This window comes from Streptomyces cyaneus, assembly GCF_004028635.1.
In the GTDB taxonomy this organism is placed as follows: Bacteria; Actinomycetota; Actinomycetes; order Streptomycetales; family Streptomycetaceae; genus Streptomyces; species Streptomyces cyaneus.
Genome location: NZ_RQJW01000003.1, coordinates 1,326,468 through 1,343,136 on the forward strand (window position 1 = coordinate 1,326,468; position 16,669 = coordinate 1,343,136).

At 72.5% G+C, this 16,669-nt stretch carries 13 protein-coding genes and 2 pseudogenes; all 15 read right to left on the reverse strand.

Going from position 1 to position 16,669, the window contains the following annotated elements; all coding sequences use genetic code 11:
* Positions 1-12: 12 nt before the first annotated feature.
* The 15 genes and pseudogenes from EHO50_RS14680 to EHO50_RS14750 all read right to left on the reverse strand — a co-directional run bounded on the left by EHO50_RS14680 (position 13) and on the right by EHO50_RS14750 (position 16,389).
* Positions 13-3,204: an AAA family ATPase gene (locus EHO50_RS14680; protein ID WP_128430517.1), complete on the reverse strand. Its 3,192-nt coding sequence runs from the start codon at positions 3,202-3,204 to the stop codon at positions 13-15.
* The gene (locus EHO50_RS14685) at positions 3,201-4,364 is read right to left on the reverse strand and encodes an exonuclease SbcCD subunit D (protein WP_128430518.1); all 1,164 of its coding nucleotides are present in this window, start codon (positions 4,362-4,364) and stop codon (positions 3,201-3,203) included. Before EHO50_RS14685 ends, EHO50_RS14680 begins: the two co-directional genes overlap by 4 nt.
* Positions 4,365-4,503: 139 nt before the next feature.
* Entirely contained in the window at positions 4,504-5,130 is a 627-nt protein-coding gene (locus EHO50_RS14690) for a YigZ family protein (RefSeq protein WP_128430519.1), read from the reverse strand.
* A 53-nt stretch (positions 5,131-5,183) separates the two neighbouring features.
* Complete coding sequence (locus tag EHO50_RS14695; protein ID WP_128430520.1) at positions 5,184-5,726, reverse strand: SixA phosphatase family protein; 543 nt, start codon at positions 5,724-5,726, stop codon at positions 5,184-5,186.
* Positions 5,723-6,481 (reverse strand): hypothetical protein, encoded by a 759-nt coding sequence (locus EHO50_RS14700; protein WP_128430714.1) that lies wholly within the window; start codon positions 6,479-6,481, stop codon positions 5,723-5,725. The genes EHO50_RS14695 and EHO50_RS14700 overlap by 4 nt, the downstream gene beginning before the upstream one ends.
* 249 nt (positions 6,482-6,730) lie before the next feature.
* Positions 6,731-8,110 (reverse strand): D-inositol-3-phosphate glycosyltransferase, encoded by a 1,380-nt coding sequence (mshA, locus tag EHO50_RS14705; RefSeq protein WP_128430521.1) that lies wholly within the window; start codon positions 8,108-8,110, stop codon positions 6,731-6,733.
* Between the two features lie 8 nt (positions 8,111-8,118).
* Positions 8,119-8,979, reverse strand: a complete 861-nt coding sequence (fdhD, locus tag EHO50_RS14710; RefSeq protein ID WP_128430522.1) for a formate dehydrogenase accessory sulfurtransferase FdhD — start codon at positions 8,977-8,979, stop codon at positions 8,119-8,121.
* Positions 8,980-9,127: 148 nt separating this feature from the next.
* Positions 9,128-9,409: pseudogene (locus tag EHO50_RS14715) on the reverse strand (radical SAM protein); the annotation flags it as partial.
* Positions 9,410-9,447: 38 nt separating this feature from the next.
* Complete coding sequence (locus EHO50_RS14720; protein WP_128430523.1) at positions 9,448-10,845, reverse strand: L-serine ammonia-lyase; 1,398 nt, start codon at positions 10,843-10,845, stop codon at positions 9,448-9,450.
* A gap of 67 nt (positions 10,846-10,912) precedes the next feature.
* Entirely contained in the window at positions 10,913-12,169 is a 1,257-nt protein-coding gene (gene glyA / locus EHO50_RS14725) for a serine hydroxymethyltransferase (protein ID WP_128430524.1), read from the reverse strand.
* Positions 12,166-12,603, reverse strand: a complete 438-nt coding sequence (gene gcvH, locus EHO50_RS14730; protein WP_425472176.1) for a glycine cleavage system protein GcvH — start codon at positions 12,601-12,603, stop codon at positions 12,166-12,168. The genes glyA and gcvH overlap by 4 nt, the downstream gene beginning before the upstream one ends.
* Positions 12,600-13,781, reverse strand: a complete 1,182-nt coding sequence (locus tag EHO50_RS14735) for an NAD(P)/FAD-dependent oxidoreductase (RefSeq protein WP_128430525.1) — start codon at positions 13,779-13,781, stop codon at positions 12,600-12,602. Before EHO50_RS14735 ends, gcvH begins: the two co-directional genes overlap by 4 nt.
* A 223-nt stretch (positions 13,782-14,004) precedes the next feature.
* Positions 14,005-15,138: an aromatic ring-hydroxylating oxygenase subunit alpha gene (locus EHO50_RS14740; protein ID WP_128430526.1), complete on the reverse strand. Its 1,134-nt coding sequence runs from the start codon at positions 15,136-15,138 to the stop codon at positions 14,005-14,007.
* 61 nt (positions 15,139-15,199) lie between these two features.
* Positions 15,200-15,307 (reverse strand): annotated as a pseudogene (locus tag EHO50_RS14745) (MBL fold metallo-hydrolase); the annotation flags it as partial.
* Positions 15,304-16,389 carry an S-(hydroxymethyl)mycothiol dehydrogenase gene (locus EHO50_RS14750; protein WP_128430527.1) on the reverse strand — a complete coding sequence of 362 codons (1,086 nt, stop codon included), beginning with the start codon at positions 16,387-16,389 and terminating at the stop codon, positions 15,304-15,306. The pseudogene EHO50_RS14745 and the gene EHO50_RS14750, both read right to left, overlap by 4 nt.
* Between the last annotated feature and the right edge of the window lie 280 nt (positions 16,390-16,669).

Here is a 16,669-nt window from a genome sequence, read left to right on the forward strand (position 1 = left end):
CACACCCCTCGCTCAGTGCCCCCGCTGCCGCAGCACCGACCCCGATCTCCCCTTCACGACCTCCAGCTGCGCGTGGATCCGCCGCCGCAGATCGGCGACATGGCTGACGATGCCGACGCTGCGGTCGCGCTCGCGCAGGGAGTCGAGGACGTCGAGCACCTCGTCGAGGGTCTGGTCGTCGAGGCTGCCGAAGCCCTCGTCGATGAAGAGCGTGTCGAGGCGGACCCCGCCGGCCTCGTCGGTGACGACGTCCGCGAGGCCGAGGGCGAGGGCCAGGGAGGCGAAGAACGTCTCACCGCCCGACAGCGTCGCCGTGTCCCGCTCCCGCCCGGTCCAGGCGTCGACGACGTGCAGCCCGAGCCCGCTGCGGCCGCGGCCGGCCCGGTCGTCGGAGTGGACGAGGGTGTAGCGGCCGGACGACATGCGCTGCAGCCGTACGGTCGCGGCGGCGGCGACCTGTTCGAGGCGGGCCGCCAGCACGTAGGACTCCAGGCGCATCTTGCGTTCGTTGTCCGCCGAGGTGCCGGCCGTGAGAGCGGCGAGGCGGGCCACTCGGTCGTACTCGTCGCGCAGCGGGGCGAGTTGGCGTACGGCGGTGGCCGCGCGGGCGGACAGCCGGTCGAGCTCGGTGCAGCGTCGGGCGGCCGCGTCGCGCGCGGAGGCGGCGTCGCGGACGCGCTGTGCCGCGGCCGAGGCGGAGCGCTCCGCGGAAACGAGGTCGGCGGGCGACTGCCGGCCGGCGGCCGCGGTGTCGGCCTCGGCGAGGACGGCGCGTACGGCCGCCTCCTCGGACTGCCAGGCGTCCAGCCGTCGTTGCAGCTCGCGGTGGGCGGTGTCGTCGAGGAGCGCGGCGGCCGCGGCCTGCGGGGTGTCGAAGCCCGCGCGGAAGGCGGCGTCGGCCAGACGGGCGTCGGCGTCCTTGAGCCGCTGGGCGGTGTCCTCGGCGGCGCGCGCGGTGTCGGCGGCGTCGGTGAGCAGCGCGACCTGCCGCTCCAGCTGCGCGGCCCGCGCGGCCACGCTGTCGGCGGCGCCACGGGCCTGGGCCAGCTCCGCTTCCAGGGCGCCCTTCTCACGGTCCAACCGCTCACGGTGGCCGACCCGGGCGGCGGCTCGGACGGCCGCCTGCTGGTGGGCGGCGGTGCGCTGCTCGTGCTCCTCCTCGGCCCGCCGCAGCTCCTCGTGGACGGAGTGCAGCACGGAGGCGTCCCTGCGGGCCTGCGTGAACAGCCGCTCCAACTTGTCTGCGGCTTCCGCGAGTTGGTTTGTCGGCAGGTCGCCGGCCTCGGCGCTCGCGGCGGCCAGGGCTTCCCTTACGACGCCCAGGCGCCGTTCATGCTCGGCGTGCCGTTCCTCGGCCTGCTGGTATGCGGCCAGCGCGCGCTCCTCGGCTTCCCGGTCGACGTGTCCGACGTCCTTGCGGGCGGGCGCGGGGTGGTCGGTGGCGCCACAGACGGCACAGGGTTCGCCGTCCTTGAGCTGCGCGGCGAGTTCGGCGGCGATGCCGTTCAGTCGCTGTTCCTTGACGTCCAGCCAGTGCGCCTTGGCCTGGAGTGCCGACTCCTGGGCGTCACAGGCCTGGCGAGCGGCCGTTTCCGTGTCACCGGCCAGCTGGTCGCGCATCCGCGCGGCGGCGAGCCGCTGCCGCGCGGGCTCGCGCTGCACGGCCAGCTGATCGGCGCGGCTCGCGGCCTCCTGTGCGGACTCGATACGGGCCTGCAGTGCGGCCCGGGTCTCCTCCCACCCGGCGAGCCAGGCCTCCGCCTCCAGCCGGACGTCGTCGTCCGCCCGCTCCTGGCGATCCAGATCCGCGCGCTCCGCGACGAGTGCGGCCAGCCGCTGCTCACCGCGCCGGGCCGACTCCAGCCCGCCCAGCTCCTCGGCGACCCGACGCGCGGCGGCGGCGAGCCCTGCGGCACCGGCGTCGGCGAAGGTGTCCGGGGTCCGGGCAGAGGCGTGCGCCCCAAGGGCTCCGCCGCGCCCGCCTGCCGAGACGCCCTCCGGCCGGAAGTCCGCGTGGCCGGCTGCGGGCTGGCCGCCAGGTCCGTCGCCCGTACCGCGATCCGACCCGCCCCCCGCGTCTCCCTCACCGAAGGCGTCTCCCCCGCCGAAGGCACTTCCCGCACCGAAGGCGCCTCGCAGCAGTGCACGCGCGCGTGCCTCTGCCGCGGCCGCCCGCCGGTGTTCGGCGTCGGTGGCCTCCCGCAGCTCCAGCGCCGGTGCCACGGCCTCGGCCTTGCGGGCCCGCTCCATGCGTGCCTGCGCCTCCCGGTGCGCGTCGGCCCGCTCGTCCAGCAGCCGGGCCCGCTCCCGCGCCTCGGCGAACCGCCGCTGCAGCCGGGCCACTTCGCGTACGTCGGCCAGTGCGTGGTCGGCCGCGGCCTGGGCGGACTCGGCAGCCGAGAGACGGCAGTGGGCGACGGTCAGCTGTTCGCGGGCGGTGCTGCGGGCGACGGCGGCGGCGGCGAGGACGGCGTCGGCCAGGCCCGGCTCGCCCGGTGCGAGGTCGGGCAACCGCATGGCGTCGCCCGCCGCCTGCTGCATGCGGTGGGCGTCGGCCAGCAGCGCCGCGTCGCCGTCCCGCACCTGCGTCTCGGCCGCCCGCCGGCGCTCGGCGAGGCGCTTCTCGACCTCGGCGAAGCGCTGGGTGTCGAAGAGGCGGCCCAGCAGCTTGCCGCGGGCCTCGGCGTCGGCGCGCAGAAAGCGGGCGAAGTCGCCCTGGGGCAGGAGCACGACCTGGCAGAACTGCTCGCGGCTCATGCCGAGCAGCTGGGTGACCTCCTCGCCGATCTCCTGGTGCGAGCGGCTGAGGTCCTTCCAGGTCGCGGCCCGCGCGTCGTACTCGCGCAGCCAGCTCTGCGCCTTGTCGAGCGTCGTACCCGTGCCGCGCTTCTTGGGGCGCTCCCAGGGTGGTTGCCGGGTGATCTCCAAGCGGCGTCCGGCGACGGTGAGTTCTAGGCGGACCTCTGTGCGCGTACCGGCCGCGGCGTGGTCGCTGCGCAGGTTCATGCCGCCCTGACCGCTCTGCCGGGCGCCCGGCACGGAGCCGTAGAGCGCGTAGCAGACGGCGTCCAGGACGGACGTCTTGCCGGCGCCGGTCGGTCCGTGCAGCAGGAAGAGCCCGGCAGCCGACAGCGCGTCGAAGTCGACGGTCTGAGAGCCGCCGAAGGGCCCGAAAGCCGTCACGTCGAGGCGATGGAGCCTCACCGCGCCACCTCCCGCACGACCTCGTCGGCCCGTACCGCGTCGAAGGCGTCCCGCAGCACGCCCTGTTCGCGCTCGTCGGGCCCGGCCCCGCGCACATGCGCCACGAAGTCCTCCGCGATCTCCTGGTCGCTCCGGCCGGCGAGCCGCTGCGCATAGGACACCTCGGGATCGTCCGGCGCCCGCTCGGGATCGAAGACCAGGCTGAGCGTGTGCGGGAAGCGCTCGGCGAGACGGGCCATGGGGTCAGCGGGGCGCACCGCGTCCGTGAGCGTCGCCTCGACCCACGCCTCCTCGTGCCGGGCGAGGCCGGGATCGGCGAGCAGTTCCTCCAGCGTCCCGCGGATCCGGGCCAGCGCACGCGGCACCGGGCAGTCGATGCGTTCGGCCGTGACCGCGCCGTCGGCGTCCAGGTCGACGAGCCACATGCTCTTGCGGTGGTCGGCCTCCGAGAAGGAGTACGGCAGCGGCGAGCCCGAGTAGCGGACGCGCTCGGTGATGGTCTGGCAGCCGTGCAGATGGCCCAGTGCCGCGTAGTCGACGCCGGCGAAGACGCCGGCGGGCACCGCGGCCACCCCGCCGACGGTGATGTCCCGCTCGCTGTCGCTGGCCTCGCCCCCGGTGACGAAGGCGTGCGCGAGGACGACCGACCGTGTGCCACGCGCGCGTGACGCGAGGTCGGCGCGCACCCGGTCCATGGCGGCGGCGAGCACCGTCTCATGCCCGGGCTTGTCGACGCCGAACTCGTCCTTGACCAGGGCGGGTTCGAGATAGGGCAGCCCGTAGAAGGCCACGTCGCCGAAGTTGTCGCGCAGCACGACCGGTGTGCCGCACGCCGACGGCTCGGTGCGCAGATGGATGCCCGCGCGGCCGATCAGGCCCGCGCCCACGCCGAGTCGGCGCGCCGAGTCGTGGTTCCCGGAGATCATCACCGTCGGCACACCGAGATCGGCGAGCCGGTGCAGGGCGTCGTCGAACAGCTCGACCGCGGCGAGCGGCGGCACCGCCCGGTCGTACACGTCTCCCGACACGACCACCGCGTCCACGCCGTGTTCACGCACGGTCGTGACGAGATGGCCGATGAACTCGGCCTGGGCGCCGAGCATGTTGACTCGGTGGAACGCCCGGCCGAGATGCCAGTCGGAAGTGTGCAGCAGCCTCATGATCCCCGAGACTAACGGCAGGGTCTGACAGCACGGGCGGTTACTCCCGTATCGCCCCGTCATGCCAGGCCCGCAATACGCCTGTTACGGACATATCGCCGCGGCCTGCCTTGGCGTGACCGAGGCCGGCGCCCAGCCGTCACGCGTCCCCGTACGCCTCTCCCCCGAGCTCGAACCCGGCCGTCCCCGCCGTCACGTCCGCCAGCCACGCCCGGAACGCCTCCACCTCGGCGTCCGGCAGACCGACCTCGATGGTGACCTCCTCCCCGTACCGCACGTCCCGCACCTCGCGCCCCGTCGACCTGAGGTCGTTCTCCACCTTGCCGGCGCGCTGGTGGTCGACGGTCACCGTGGCCAGCCGGAACCGGCGCCTGGTGAGTGTGCCGAGCGTGTCCAGTGCCTCGCCCACGGCTCCGCCGTACGCCCGGATGAGGCCGCCCGCGCCGAGCTTGACGCCGCCGTAGTAGCGGGTGACGACGGCGACGACGTAGCGCATGTCGCGACGCAGCAGCATCTGGAGCATGGGGACGCCTGCCGTGCCGCCCGGTTCGCCGTCGTCGCTGGCCTTCTGGATCGCGGCGTCGGCGCCGATGACGTAGGCCCAGCAGTTGTGGGTGGCATCCGCGTGCTCCTTGCGGACGGTGGCGATGAAGTCCTGGGCCTCCTGCTCGGTGGCGGCCGGGGCGAGCGCACAGAGGAAGCGTGAGCGGTTGACCTCGGTCTCGTGCACGCCCGCGTGGGCGACTGTGCGGTACTCGTCCTGCATCGGGCCAGCCTATGCCGACGGTCCGACACCACAGAGCCCGGCCGGTGATCGGCTCACTTCTTCTTGCCGCGCGCCACGATCACGTCCGTCAGCAGCGCCATGCCGGGCGCGAGGGCCCGCCAGGTGGTGCCATGCCAGGCCAGTACGGCGATCGCCGATGTCGGGAACTTCGTCCGGACCTCGTCCAGCGTCTCGTCGAGCCCGTCCCCGGCGAGTTCGAGCACGAGATCCTCCAGGCCCGGGTTGTGCCCTACCAGCAGCAGCGTCTCCACCTCGGACGAGACCTCGCGCACGACCTCCAGCAGCTCCGGCACGTCGGCCGCGTACAGGCGCGGATCGTGGCGCACCGGCGGCGGCGTCCCCCACTCGGCGGACGCCAGTTCCCACGTGCCACGCGCGCGTGCGGCCGTCGAGCACAGCGCGAGGTCCGGCAGACAGTCGGCCTCGGCCAGCCTCCGGCCCGCGACCGGGGCGTCCCGGCGGCCGCGCGGGGCGAGGGGGCGCTCGTGGTCGGCGACTCCGTCGGGCCAGGCGGACTTGGCGTGCCGCAGGACGACCAGACGGCGCAGCGGGCCGGCTCCGATACGGGCGGTCATGCCGGGGCCCCGAGGTCACGGGCCAGGTCGAGACCGAGGAGGCGGTCGGCGTAGGCGTACGTCTCGAAGCGGGCGCCGTCCGGCAGGTCCGGCGAGGTCTCCACCCAGCGCAGGACTCCCAGCACCCCGGGCACGTCGAGGTCGTCCTCCCAGGCGGTGCGGAGTTCGGCCCGCACCTCGTCGGGGATGGGCCGCGACGGCCGCTGCGCCCAAGCGGCGACGGCAGCGCGCCAGCGTACGAGCGTGTCGTGGGCGTCGGCGAGTGCGGCCGTGTCGAGCCGTACGGGCACGCCGGTGCGCCGGGAGAGCAGCGCGAGACGCAGGGCGGCGGGGTCGGCCTCCTCGGGCGGCGCCTGCGCGTGCACGGGCGCGACGGCGACCCGTACTCCGTCGGGCTCCGCGCCTGTCTGCCGCACGACGTGGATGACCTGTGCCTCACCCAGTCCCGACGCGGCGTCCCGGCCGTCCTCGAAGGGCCGGATGCCGAGCGCCGCGGCCCCGGCCCGCAGCTCCGCCTGCTGCCGCTCCTCGTCGAGCAGCGCCCAGACCGGCGTACCGCCGAGTTCCAGGGCACGGACGAGGAGATCGGCGACCAGCACGATCCGCAGGGCGGTGATGTCGAAGCCTTCCGTATGCGCCTCGATCCGGGTCAGGCCCCGGCGGGCGGGGGCGGCGTCGACGGGCTCGCCGGTTCGGGCGTCGGTGATGCGCAGCACGGAGCGAGCGTAGGCGGACGGACCGCCGTGCGCAGCCATCCGGCCCGCTTTCCGGACATCGTGGCGGACCTCGCGGCTGCCGGGAGTTCGCTGGTCATCCATGGTTGTACGGCCCACTCACGCGCGTGTACGGCCCACTCACGCGCGTGTACGGGCCGCCCACGCGCGCGTAGCGCCCACTCACGCGCCCGGCGCGCATGTCGTACCCGGGCATCGCCACCCCCTGCCGTGCGGACTGCCCGCACGGTACTGCGCGGCGGCCCGCCCGGACAGGAGTTCGGGCCGCGGCTACTGGAGTTGTCCCTCGCCGACCGCGCGGGAAGCGCAGCCTCGCCGCAGCAGGGCCGCCGTGTAGACGTCCGCCGTCGCCGTCGCGGCCGTGGCCCAGCCGAAGGACCGGGCGTGCCGGACAGCGGCCTCGCTCATCCGGGCCGAGCGGGCCGGGTCGTCGGCGAAGCCGTAGAGCGCCCGCGCGTAGTCCGCCGGGTCGTGCCCGGGTACGAGAACGCCGCTCACCCCGTCTCGTACGGCCACCGGCAGCCCACCGACCTCGGCGGCGATCACCGGGGTGCCACAGGCCTGTGCCTCGACGGCCACCAGCCCGAAGGACTCACTGTGGGACGGCATGACCAGGACGGACGCCGCCCGGTACCAGTCGGCGAGCCGGTCCTGCCCGACCGGCGGCCGGAACAGCACGACGTCACCGATGCCGAGCCGGGCCGCCAGCTTCTGCAGTCCCTCCGGCTTGGCCAGGCCGCTGCCGCTGGGCCCGCCCACGACCGGCACCACGATCCGCTCCCGCAGCCACGGCCGCTCCGCCAGCAGCCGGGCCACCGCGCGCAGCAGGACGTCGGGCGCCTTCAGCGGCTGTATGCGCCCTACGAACAGCGGGATCAGCGCGTCCTGCGGGAGGCCGAGGCGGGCCCGGGCGGCGGCGCGTCCGGCCTCGACACCCCGGGCGTCGGGGCGGAAGCACTCCAGGGCGACACCGGGATGGACGACGGCGACCCGGGCGGTGTCGGCGTCGTAGTGACGGAGAAGTTCGCCCGCCTCCTTCTCGGTGTTGGCTATCAACCGGTCGGCGGCCCGTACGACTTGGGTCTCGCCGAGCACCCGGGCGGCGGGCTCGGGGGTGTCGCCGTCGGCCAGGTTGGCGTTCTTGACCTTGGCCAGGGTGTGCATGGCGTGGACGAGCGGGACGCCCCAGCGCTCGGCGGCGAGCCGGCCGACGTGGCCGGAGAGCCAGTAGTGGGAGTGGACGAGGTCGTAGTGGCCGGGGTGGTGGTCGGCCCAGACCTGCGTGACGCCGTGGGTGAAGGCGCAGAGCTGGGCCGGGAGGTCCTCCTTGGCCAGGCCTTCGTAGGGTCCGGCGGCCACGTGCCGTACGAGGACGCCGGGCGCGAGTGCGACGGTGGGCGGGAGTGCGGCGGAGGTGGCCCGGGTGAAGATCTCCACCTCGATGTCGATGGCGGCGAGGCGCTTGGCCAGTTCGACGATGTAGACGTTCATGCCGCCCGCGTCGCCGGTTCCGGGCTGGTGCAGCGGCGAGGTGTGCACGCTGAGCATGGCGACGCGGCGGGGGCGGTCGTGGGCGCCGGGTGGCCGGGGGCGGGGCCGGGGCGGGCCGACGAGGGTGCGGCCGTCCTGGAGTTCATCGAGGCGGGTCATGTGCGGGCTCACCTCGCCGGGTCTCCGGCCATGGCCCCGGCACGCAGGTCGAGGCGCTGCTCGCCCGCGTACACGTTCATGGAACTGCCACGCAGGAAGCCGACGAGGGTGAGCCCCGTCTCCGCCGCCAGATCCACGGCGAGGGAGGACGGCGCCGAGACCGCCGCCAGCACCGGGATGCCCGCCATGACCGCCTTCTGCGCCAGCTCGAAGGACGCGCGCCCGGACACGAGCAGGATGGTGCGGGACAGCGGCAGTTCGCCGTTGCGCAGCGCGCGGCCGATCAGCTTGTCGACGGCGTTGTGCCGGCCGACGTCCTCGCGCAGGTCGAGGAGCTCGCCCTCGGGCGAGAACAGCGCGGCGGCGTGCAGACCGCCCGTTCGGTCGAACACCCGCTGTGCTGCCCGGAGTTGATCGGGCAGGTCGGCCAGCAGTTGCGGGGTGACCCGGACCGGGGGTGTGTCGGCGATCGGCCAGCGTGCCGTGGTGCGTACGGCGTCCAGGCCGGCCTTTCCGCACAGGCCGCACGACGATGTGGTGTACACGTTGCGTTCGAGCGTGATGTCGGGCAGCGGTACGCCGGGGGCGAGTTGCACGTCGACGACGTTGTACGTGTTCGAGCCGTCCTGGGTGGCGCCCGCGCAGTACACGATGTTCGCCACGTCCTCGGCGCGGCTCAAGACGCCCTCGCTGACCAGGAAGCCGGCGGCGAGCGCGAAGTCGTCCCCGGGGGTGCGCATGGTGATCGCCAGGGGCTTGCCGCCGAGCCGGATCTCCAGTGGCTCCTCCGCCACGAGCGTGTCCGGGCGCGTGTTCAGCGCGCCGTCCCGGATGCGCACCACGCGCCGTCGCTCGGTGACCCGTCCCATGGCCTCACTCCCAGTTCTGTCGGTGGACGTCGTTCCCCCTGCGGGCTCGGGCGTCAGCCCCCGATGGCAGACATCGGCCGGTCGGGCTGCCCGCGGGTGCGGAGCCGCGGGCCTCGTTCGGCTCCGGGGTGAGTGTGAAGCGGGTGCGCAGGCTCGCCAGCACGTCTCGGTGGCGGTCGCGCCGGGTCAGGGTCTTGAAGGCGGTGGGGCGCAGCAGTGGCTCGTCGCCGGTGAACCGGGCCTCGTCCACGCCGAGTTCGGTCACCGGGATCCGGACGAGCCGTACGACCTCGTCGTCCGTGAGCAGGTCGGGCCTGACCGGCCGGCGCAGGCCCTCCTCCGGCATGCAGTACGTGCAGCGCAGGTTGCAGCGGTCGGTGAGCGAGACCCGCAGGTCGGTGGCGACTCGGCCGTAGGTGTCGATGAGCATGGCTGCGGCCCTTTCCCCTGTTCCGTCCGTCTCTCCCTTCAGCACTCGATGACGTTGACGGCGAGGCCGCCGCGGGCGGTCTCCTTGTACTTGACCTTCATGTCGGCGCCGGTCTCCTTCATGGTCTTGATGACCTTGTCGAGGGAGACGTGGTGGCGGCCGTCGCCGCGCAGCGCCATGCGGGCGGCGGTGACGGCCTTGACCGCGGCCATGCCGTTGCGCTCGATGCAGGGGATCTGGACGAGGCCGCCGACCGGGTCGCAGGTGAGGCCGAGGTTGTGCTCCATGCCGATCTCGGCTGCGTTCTCCACCTGTTCGGGGCTGCCGCCGAGCACCTCGGCGAGACCACCGGCGGCCATCGAGCAGGCCGAGCCGACCTCGCCCTGGCAGCCGACCTCGGCGCCGGAGATGGACGCGTTCTCCTTGAAGAGCAGGCCGATGGCGCCCGCCGCGAGGAGGAAGCGCACGATGCCGTCTTCCTTTTCTCCTTCGGAGGCAGCGCCCGGCACGAAGGCGAGGAAGTACTGAAGGACGGCGGGGATGATGCCGGCCGCGCCGTTGGTCGGGGCGGTGACGACCCGGCCCCCGGCCGCGTTCTCCTCGTTCACGGCCATCGCGTAGAGGGTCACCCACTCCATGGCGCGGGCCGCCGGGTCGCCCTCGCTGCGCAGTGCCCGGGCGGCCGCCGCGGCCCGCCGACGGACCTTCAGACCGCCGGGGAGGATGCCCTCACGGCCCAGCCCGCGTGCGACACAGGCCTCCATGACCCGCCAGATCTCCAGCAGGCCCGCGCGGATCTCCTCCTCGGTGCGCCAGGCTTTCTCGTTCTCCAGCATCAGCGCGGAGATCGACAGGCCGGTCTCCTTCGTGAGGCGCAGGAGTTCGTCGCCGGTGCTGAACGGGTGGGCCAGCACCGTGACGTCGGGCTTGATCCGGTCCGCGCCGACTGCGTCCTCGTCGACGACGAAGCCGCCGCCGACCGAGTAGTACGTCTTCTCCAGCAGCGGTACGCCGTCGCCGTCGTACGCGAAGAGGATCATGCCGTTGGCGTGGTACGGCAGCGACCGACGGCGGTGCAGGACCAGCTGGGTCGAGGCGTCGAAGTCGATCTCGTGGGCCGGGCCGATCTCGGCACCGAGGAGGCGGATGCGTCCGGTGCTTCGGATCCGCTCGACGTCCAGGTCGGCCTGGGCGACGTCGACCGTGTGCGGCTCGTAGCCCTCCAGGCCGAGCAGTACCGCCTTGGGAGTGCCGTGGCCGTGGCCGGTGGCGCCGAGGGAGCCGAACAGCTCGGCCCGTACGGCTGCGGTCTGGGCGAGCGCGCCGTCCTGCTTCAGCCGGGCGACGAACATCCCCGCGGCGCGCATCGGACCGACGGTGTGCGAACTGGACGGGCCGATGCCTATGGAGAACAGGTCGAAGACGCTGATTGCCACGCCATACTCCGTGGGATTGGAGAGGCGTGCCGAGCGGTCACGGCACGCCCCTGCGGGAGGGTGTCGGTTACAGGCCGGCGTACAGCGGGTGCTTGTCGGCCAGCGTCTTGACCCGGGCCTTGAGGGCGACCGTGTCGTACGAGGGCTTCAGCGCTTCGGCGATGACGTCGGCGACCTCGGCGAAGTCCTCGGCCTGGAAGCCGCGGGTGGCCAGGGCCGGGGTGCCGATGCGCAGGCCCGAGGTCACCATCGGCGGGCGCGGGTCGTTCGGGACGGCGTTGCGGTTGACCGTGATGCCGACCTCGTGGAGCCGGTCCTCGGCCTGCTGCCCGTCCAGCTCGGAGTTGCGCAGGTCGACCAGGATCAGGTGCACGTCCGTGCCGCCGGACAGCACGTTCACCCCGGCCTCACGGGCGTCCGGCGCGGTCAGCCGCTCGGCGAGGATCTTCGCGCCCTCGACCGTACGGCGCTGGCGCTCCTTGAACTCCTGCGACGCGGCGACCTTGAAGGAGACCGCCTTGGCCGCGATCACATGCTCCAGCGGGCCGCCCTGGAAGCCCGGGAAGACCGAGGAGTTCAGCTTCTTCGCGAAGGCCTGCCTGGCGAGGATGATGCCGCCGCGCGGCCCGCCGAGGGTCTTGTGCGTCGTGGAGGTGACCACGTCCGCGTACTCGACGGGGTTGGGGTGCAGCCCGGCCGCGACCAGACCGGCGAAGTGCGCCATGTCGACCCACAGATACGCCTCGACCTCGTCGGCGATCCGCCGGAACTCCGCGAAGTCCAGCTGCCGCGGGTACGCCGACCACCCCGCGATGATCACCTTCGGCCGGTGCTCCTTGGCCAGCCGCTCCACCTCGGCCATGTCCACCAAACCGGAGTCGTCCACGTGGTAGGGGACGACGTTGAACTGCTTGCCGGAGAAGTTCAGCCGCATCCCGTGGGTGAGGTGGCCGCCGTGCGCCAGGTCCAGACCCAGGATGGTGTCGCCGGGCTGGGCCAGCGCGAACAGGGCCGCCTGGTTGGCCGAAGCACCGGAGTGGGGCTGCACGTTGGCGTACTCCGCGCCGAACAGCTCCTTGATCCGGTCGATGGCGATCTGCTCGGCCACGTCGACGTGCTCACAGCCACCGTAGTAACGACGGCCCGGATAGCCCTCGGCGTACTTGTTCGTCAGGACCGAACCCTGAGCCTCCAGCACTGCGACCGGCGCGAAGTTCTCGGAGGCGATCATCTCCAGGGTGGACTGCTGGCGCTCCAGCTCGGCGTCGAGCGCGGCGGCGATGGCCGGGTCGAGCTCGTGCAGGGGCTGGTTGAACAGGGTCATCGGCGGTCTCCTTGGGTGTGGGCACAGTGGGCGGCGTAGGCATCGGCGGACAGCGCACCGGCGATGTTCTCGACGCGCAGCCGGAACAGCCAGCCGCCGGTGTAGGGGGCGGAGTTGACGACGCCGGGGTCGTCGGTCAGCGCGGTGTTGACTTCCAGGACCCGGCCCGAGGCAGGCGCGTACAGGCCGCTGACGGCGGTCAGTGACTCGATCCGCCCGCAGCTCTCCCCCGCCTCGACCCAGGAACCGACCGCGGGCAGACGGACGTCGACCACGTCACCGAGGGCCTTCGCCGCGAACGCGGTGATGCCGACGGTGGCGTTGCCCTCGTCCACGACCAGCCACTCGTGGTCCCAGGTGTAACGCAGGTGCCGCGGAATGCTCAGGGCGGTCTCCCCCGCGGATTCCAGGGAGAGGCGGGGCGCGGAGGTCATGACACGACGGCTGCGGCGGCGGGGACGAGAGTGCGGCGGAGCCGGTTGAAGAACTTCGGCTGGTTGAGGGAGAGCACGGCGACGGGGGTGCCCTCGCGCCGGTAGACGGCCGTGAAGGTACGGCTGTCGATGTCGCCCTCGACGACCTCGGGCTCGGCGCCGGGGGCGACGTATCCGGCGACCTGGATGCGCGACTGGTACTGGTCGGACCAGAAGTACGGCGCGGTGAGCGGGGCGGGGGCCGACAAACCGGTCAGCAGGGTGCGGGCGGCGGTCTTCGCCTGCTCGGTGGCGCTGCTCCAGTGCTCGATGCGGGCGTGCCGTCCGGTGAACGGGTTGGGGCAGCGGGCGACGTCACCGACGGCGACCACGCCCGGGACGCCGGTCGAGCAGCCGGCGTCGCACACCACGCCGTCGTCCACCTGCACGCCGGACCCGGCGAGCCAGTCGGTGTTGGGCCGCACGCCCACACCGGCCACGACGATATCGGCGGGCAGCACGCGGCCGTCCGCCAGCCGTACGCCCGCGACCCGGCGCTCGCCGATCAGTTCCGCCACGCCGGTTCCGCACAGCAGCCGGACCCCGTGATCACTGTGGAGGGAGGAGACCACCAGCCCCATCTCGCGCCCGAGTTGGCGCTCAAGGGGTACGGGGAGTGCCTCGACGACGGTGACGTGGAGCCCGAGCCGGTGTGCGGTGGAGGCCACCTCGGCGCCGATGAACCCGGCACCGATGACGACGACCCTGGGCAGGCCGTCGAGCAGTTCGGCGCGCAGGGCCTGGGCGTCGTCCAGGGTGCGCAGGGTGTGAACGCCGGCCAACCCGTCGGTGCCGGGGAGGGTGCGGGGGCCGGCGCCGGTCGCGATGACGATGCCGTCGGTGCGCACATGCCGTCCCCCGGCCAGGGTCACGGTGCGGGCGACGGGGTCGAGCCGCACGGCGCGCTCGCCGAGCAGCCACTGCGCGTCCAGGACCTCGTACTCGTCCGCGTCGCCGAGCGCGAGCCCCTCGGCGTCGATGTCCCCCTTGAGGAAGTCCTTGGACAGCGGGGGTCGGTCGTAGGGAGTGTGGCGCTCCTCCCCCACGACGACGATCTCGCCGTCATAGCCCTCTGCGCGCAGCGCGCGGACCATGCTCAGTCCTGCCAGCGACGCTCCGACGACGGTGATGCTCCTCATGCCGGCTCCAGACGGGGAGTTGTCTCACATAACACAACGACATTCGCTATACGCAACATGCTTTCCGCGCGGCGCGGGCGTTGTCAAGGGAGGCGTCGCATATCAATTTCCGATGATGCTCAACGTTGCGTGATTCGCAACCTGCCCAGCGGGGCAGCCCCATGGCCCGCCCACCGGCCGGAGGGGCCGTAACAGCAGGTGGGCGGGCGTTTCTGGGGTGGGGTCAGCGCGTGGGGCGCACCTCGAGCTTGTTCTGCAGCCAGGTGTGGAACTCGCCGATGTGGTGCTCGCTGGGCACCAGGACGCCGCCCTTGGCGTACGCCTTCGAGCTCATCGCCGGCTGGGTGCGCTCACAGGCGTCGAAGTCCTGCTGGTTGACCCGGTGGAACAGCTCCACCGAACGCTCCACGTCCTTGCCGCTCTCCACGACGTGCGGCAGGTACAGCCAGTCGCACTCGACGACCGTGCGGTCGGGTGCCATCGGGTACATCCGGTGGAAGATCACGTGGTCGGGCACGAGGTTGATGAAGACCTGCGGACGGACGGTGATCGCGTAGTAGCGGCGGTCCTGGTCCTCTGCGACGCCCGGGATGCGGTCCAGGCCCTCGGAGCCGTCCACCGTGAAGCCCTGGACGTCCTCGCCGAACTCGGCGCCGTGCCCGACGTAGTACTGGGCGGCGTAGCCGTCCGCGAACTCGGGGAGCACCTCGGTGAGTTCGGGGTGGATCGTGGCGCAGTGGTAGCACTCCATGAAGTTCTCGATGATGAGCTTCCAGTTGGCCTTCACGTCGTAGGTGATACGGCGGCCCACCTTCAGGTCGTCGATGCCGTAGCGCTCGATCGACTCGACGTCGCCGAGCCGCTCGACGACCGCGCCCATCACCTCGGCCTCGAAGGACGGCGGCTCGTCGGCGAGGCACACCCACACATAGCCGAGCCACTCGCGTACATGGACGTCGATCAGGCCGTACTCGGTCCGGTCGATGTCCGGCATCGACGTCAGGTTGGGGGCGGCGACCAGCTTGCCGTCCAGACCGTAGGTCCAGGCGTGGTAAGGACACTGGAAGGCGCGCTTGACCTCGCCGGACTCCTCGGTGCACAGCTTGGCCCCGCGGTGCCGGCAGATGTTGAGGAACGCCTTGATCGAGCCGTCCCGCGAGCGGGAGACGAGCACGCTCTCGCGTCCGACCTGACAGGTGCGGAAGGCGCCGGGCTTGGCCAGCTCGGGGGCTCGGGCCACGCAGAACCACATGGCCTCGAAGACCCGCTCCTGCTCCTGGGCGAAGACCTCGGCGTCGGTGTAGTACTCGCCGGACAGCGTGGGGATCAGGCTGGGCGGCAGGTTCGTGATGGTCATCGTGTCACCTTCGGAAGATTCAGACGCGGAAGATTCAGGTGCGGAAGATGCAGATTCAGGTGACCTCGTCGTCGTTGCCGATCAGCCGGACGTTGTTGTCGACCTCCCAGCAGCCGCCGTCCAGTTCGAAGGTGCCGGAGGTGACGAGGCGTTCGATGCGCGCGGTCACAGGAGCACCACCGAGCGCAGGACGTCGCCGTGGTGCATCTTGGCGAACGCGGCCTCCACGTCCTCCAGGGTGATGGTTTCGGTGACGAACTCGCCCAGGTCGAAGCGGCCCTGGAGGTAGAGGTCGATCAGGGCGGGGAAGTCCCGGGAGGGCAGGCAGTCGCCGTACCAGGAGGACTTCAGCGCCCCGCCACGGCCGAAGACGTCCAGCAGGGGCAGGTCGAGGGTCAGCTCCGGGGTGGGAACGCCGACCAGGACGGCGGTGCCGGCCAGGTCGCGGGCGTAGAAAGCCTGCTTGAAGGTCTCGGGGCGGCCCACCGCGTCCACCACGACGTCGGCGCCGAAGCCTCCGGTCAGCTCACGGATCGCCTCGACGGCGTCGGTCCGGGAGGAGTCGACGGTGTCGGTGGCGCCGAACTGCTCGGCCCACTTCAGCTTCCGCTCGTCGACGTCCACCGCGATGATCCGGCTCGCACCGGCCACCTTGGCGCCCGCGATCGCGGCCATGCCCACGCCGCCGCAGCCGATCACCGCGATCGAGTCGCCGCGGCCCACTCCGCCGGTGTTGACCGCGGCGCCGAACCCGGCCATCACCCCGCAGCCGAGCAAGCCGGCCGCGGCGGGCCGGGCGGCCGGGTCGACCTTGGTGCACTGGCCGGCGGCGACCAGGGTCTTCTCGGCGAAGGCGCCGATGCCGAGGGCCGGGGAGAGCGGGGTGCCGTCGGCCAGGGTCATCGGCTGGGTGGCGTTGTGGGTGGCGAAGCAGTACCACGGCTCGCCCTTGCCGCACGCCCGGCAAGTGCCGCAGACAGCACGCCAGTTGAGGACGACGAAGTCGCCGGGCGCGACGTCGGTGACGCCCTCGCCGACCGACTCGACGACGCCCGCCGCCTCGTGGCCGAGCAGGAACGGGAACTCGTCGTTGATCCCGCCCTCCCGGTAGTGCAGATCGGTGTGGCAGACACCGCAGGCCTGCACCCGCACCAGGGCCTCACCGGGGCCCGGGTTCGGCACCAGGATGGTCTCCACCGAGACCGGTGCGCCCTTCTGCCGGGCGACGACGGCGCGTACCTCGTGTGTCACGGTCGATCTCCTCGTCGAGGGGACGGCCGAATGCGATCTTCGGGAGCTTCGGGATCTTCGGCCTGATGTTCTGGATGGCGGGAGGGAGGGAGGGAACTTCACCCCAGCCAGGGCGAGACCCCGGGGGCAAGCCGCCACTTGAGGTTGAGTTGCGTATTACACAACTCTCTTCGCTATAAGCAACGACCGCCCAAACTGTCTCCCTGCGGACACCCACTGTCAAGCGGCCGGTCGCGCGAACTTGCCATCCCGTCGAAAAACGGACTCCGGGCACCCACGG

Bases quoted from the DNA above. Each gene is read 5' to 3' on its own strand.
- EHO50_RS14685 (WP_128430518.1), bottom strand. From the start codon at position 4,364: ATGAGGCTGCTGCACACTTCCGACTGGCATCTCGGCCGGGCGTTCCAC.
- EHO50_RS14690 (WP_128430519.1), bottom strand. From the start codon at position 5,130: ATGCAGGACGAGTACCGCACAGTCGCCCACGCGGGCGTGCACGAGACC.
- EHO50_RS14695 (WP_128430520.1), bottom strand. From the start codon at position 5,726: ATGACCGCCCGTATCGGAGCCGGCCCGCTGCGCCGTCTGGTCGTCCTG.
- EHO50_RS14700 (WP_128430714.1), bottom strand. From the start codon at position 6,481: ATGGCTGCGCACGGCGGTCCGTCCGCCTACGCTCGCTCCGTGCTGCGC.
- mshA (WP_128430521.1), bottom strand. From the start codon at position 8,110: ATGACCCGCCTCGATGAACTCCAGGACGGCCGCACCCTCGTCGGCCCG.
- fdhD (WP_128430522.1), bottom strand. From the start codon at position 8,979: ATGGGACGGGTCACCGAGCGACGGCGCGTGGTGCGCATCCGGGACGGC.
- glyA (WP_128430524.1), bottom strand. From the start codon at position 12,169: ATGACCCTGTTCAACCAGCCCCTGCACGAGCTCGACCCGGCCATCGCC.
- gcvH (WP_425472176.1), bottom strand. From the start codon at position 12,603: ATGACCTCCGCGCCCCGCCTCTCCCTGGAATCCGCGGGGGAGACCGCC.
- EHO50_RS14735 (WP_128430525.1), bottom strand. From the start codon at position 13,781: ATGAGGAGCATCACCGTCGTCGGAGCGTCGCTGGCAGGACTGAGCATG.
- EHO50_RS14740 (WP_128430526.1), bottom strand. From the start codon at position 15,138: ATGACCATCACGAACCTGCCGCCCAGCCTGATCCCCACGCTGTCCGGC.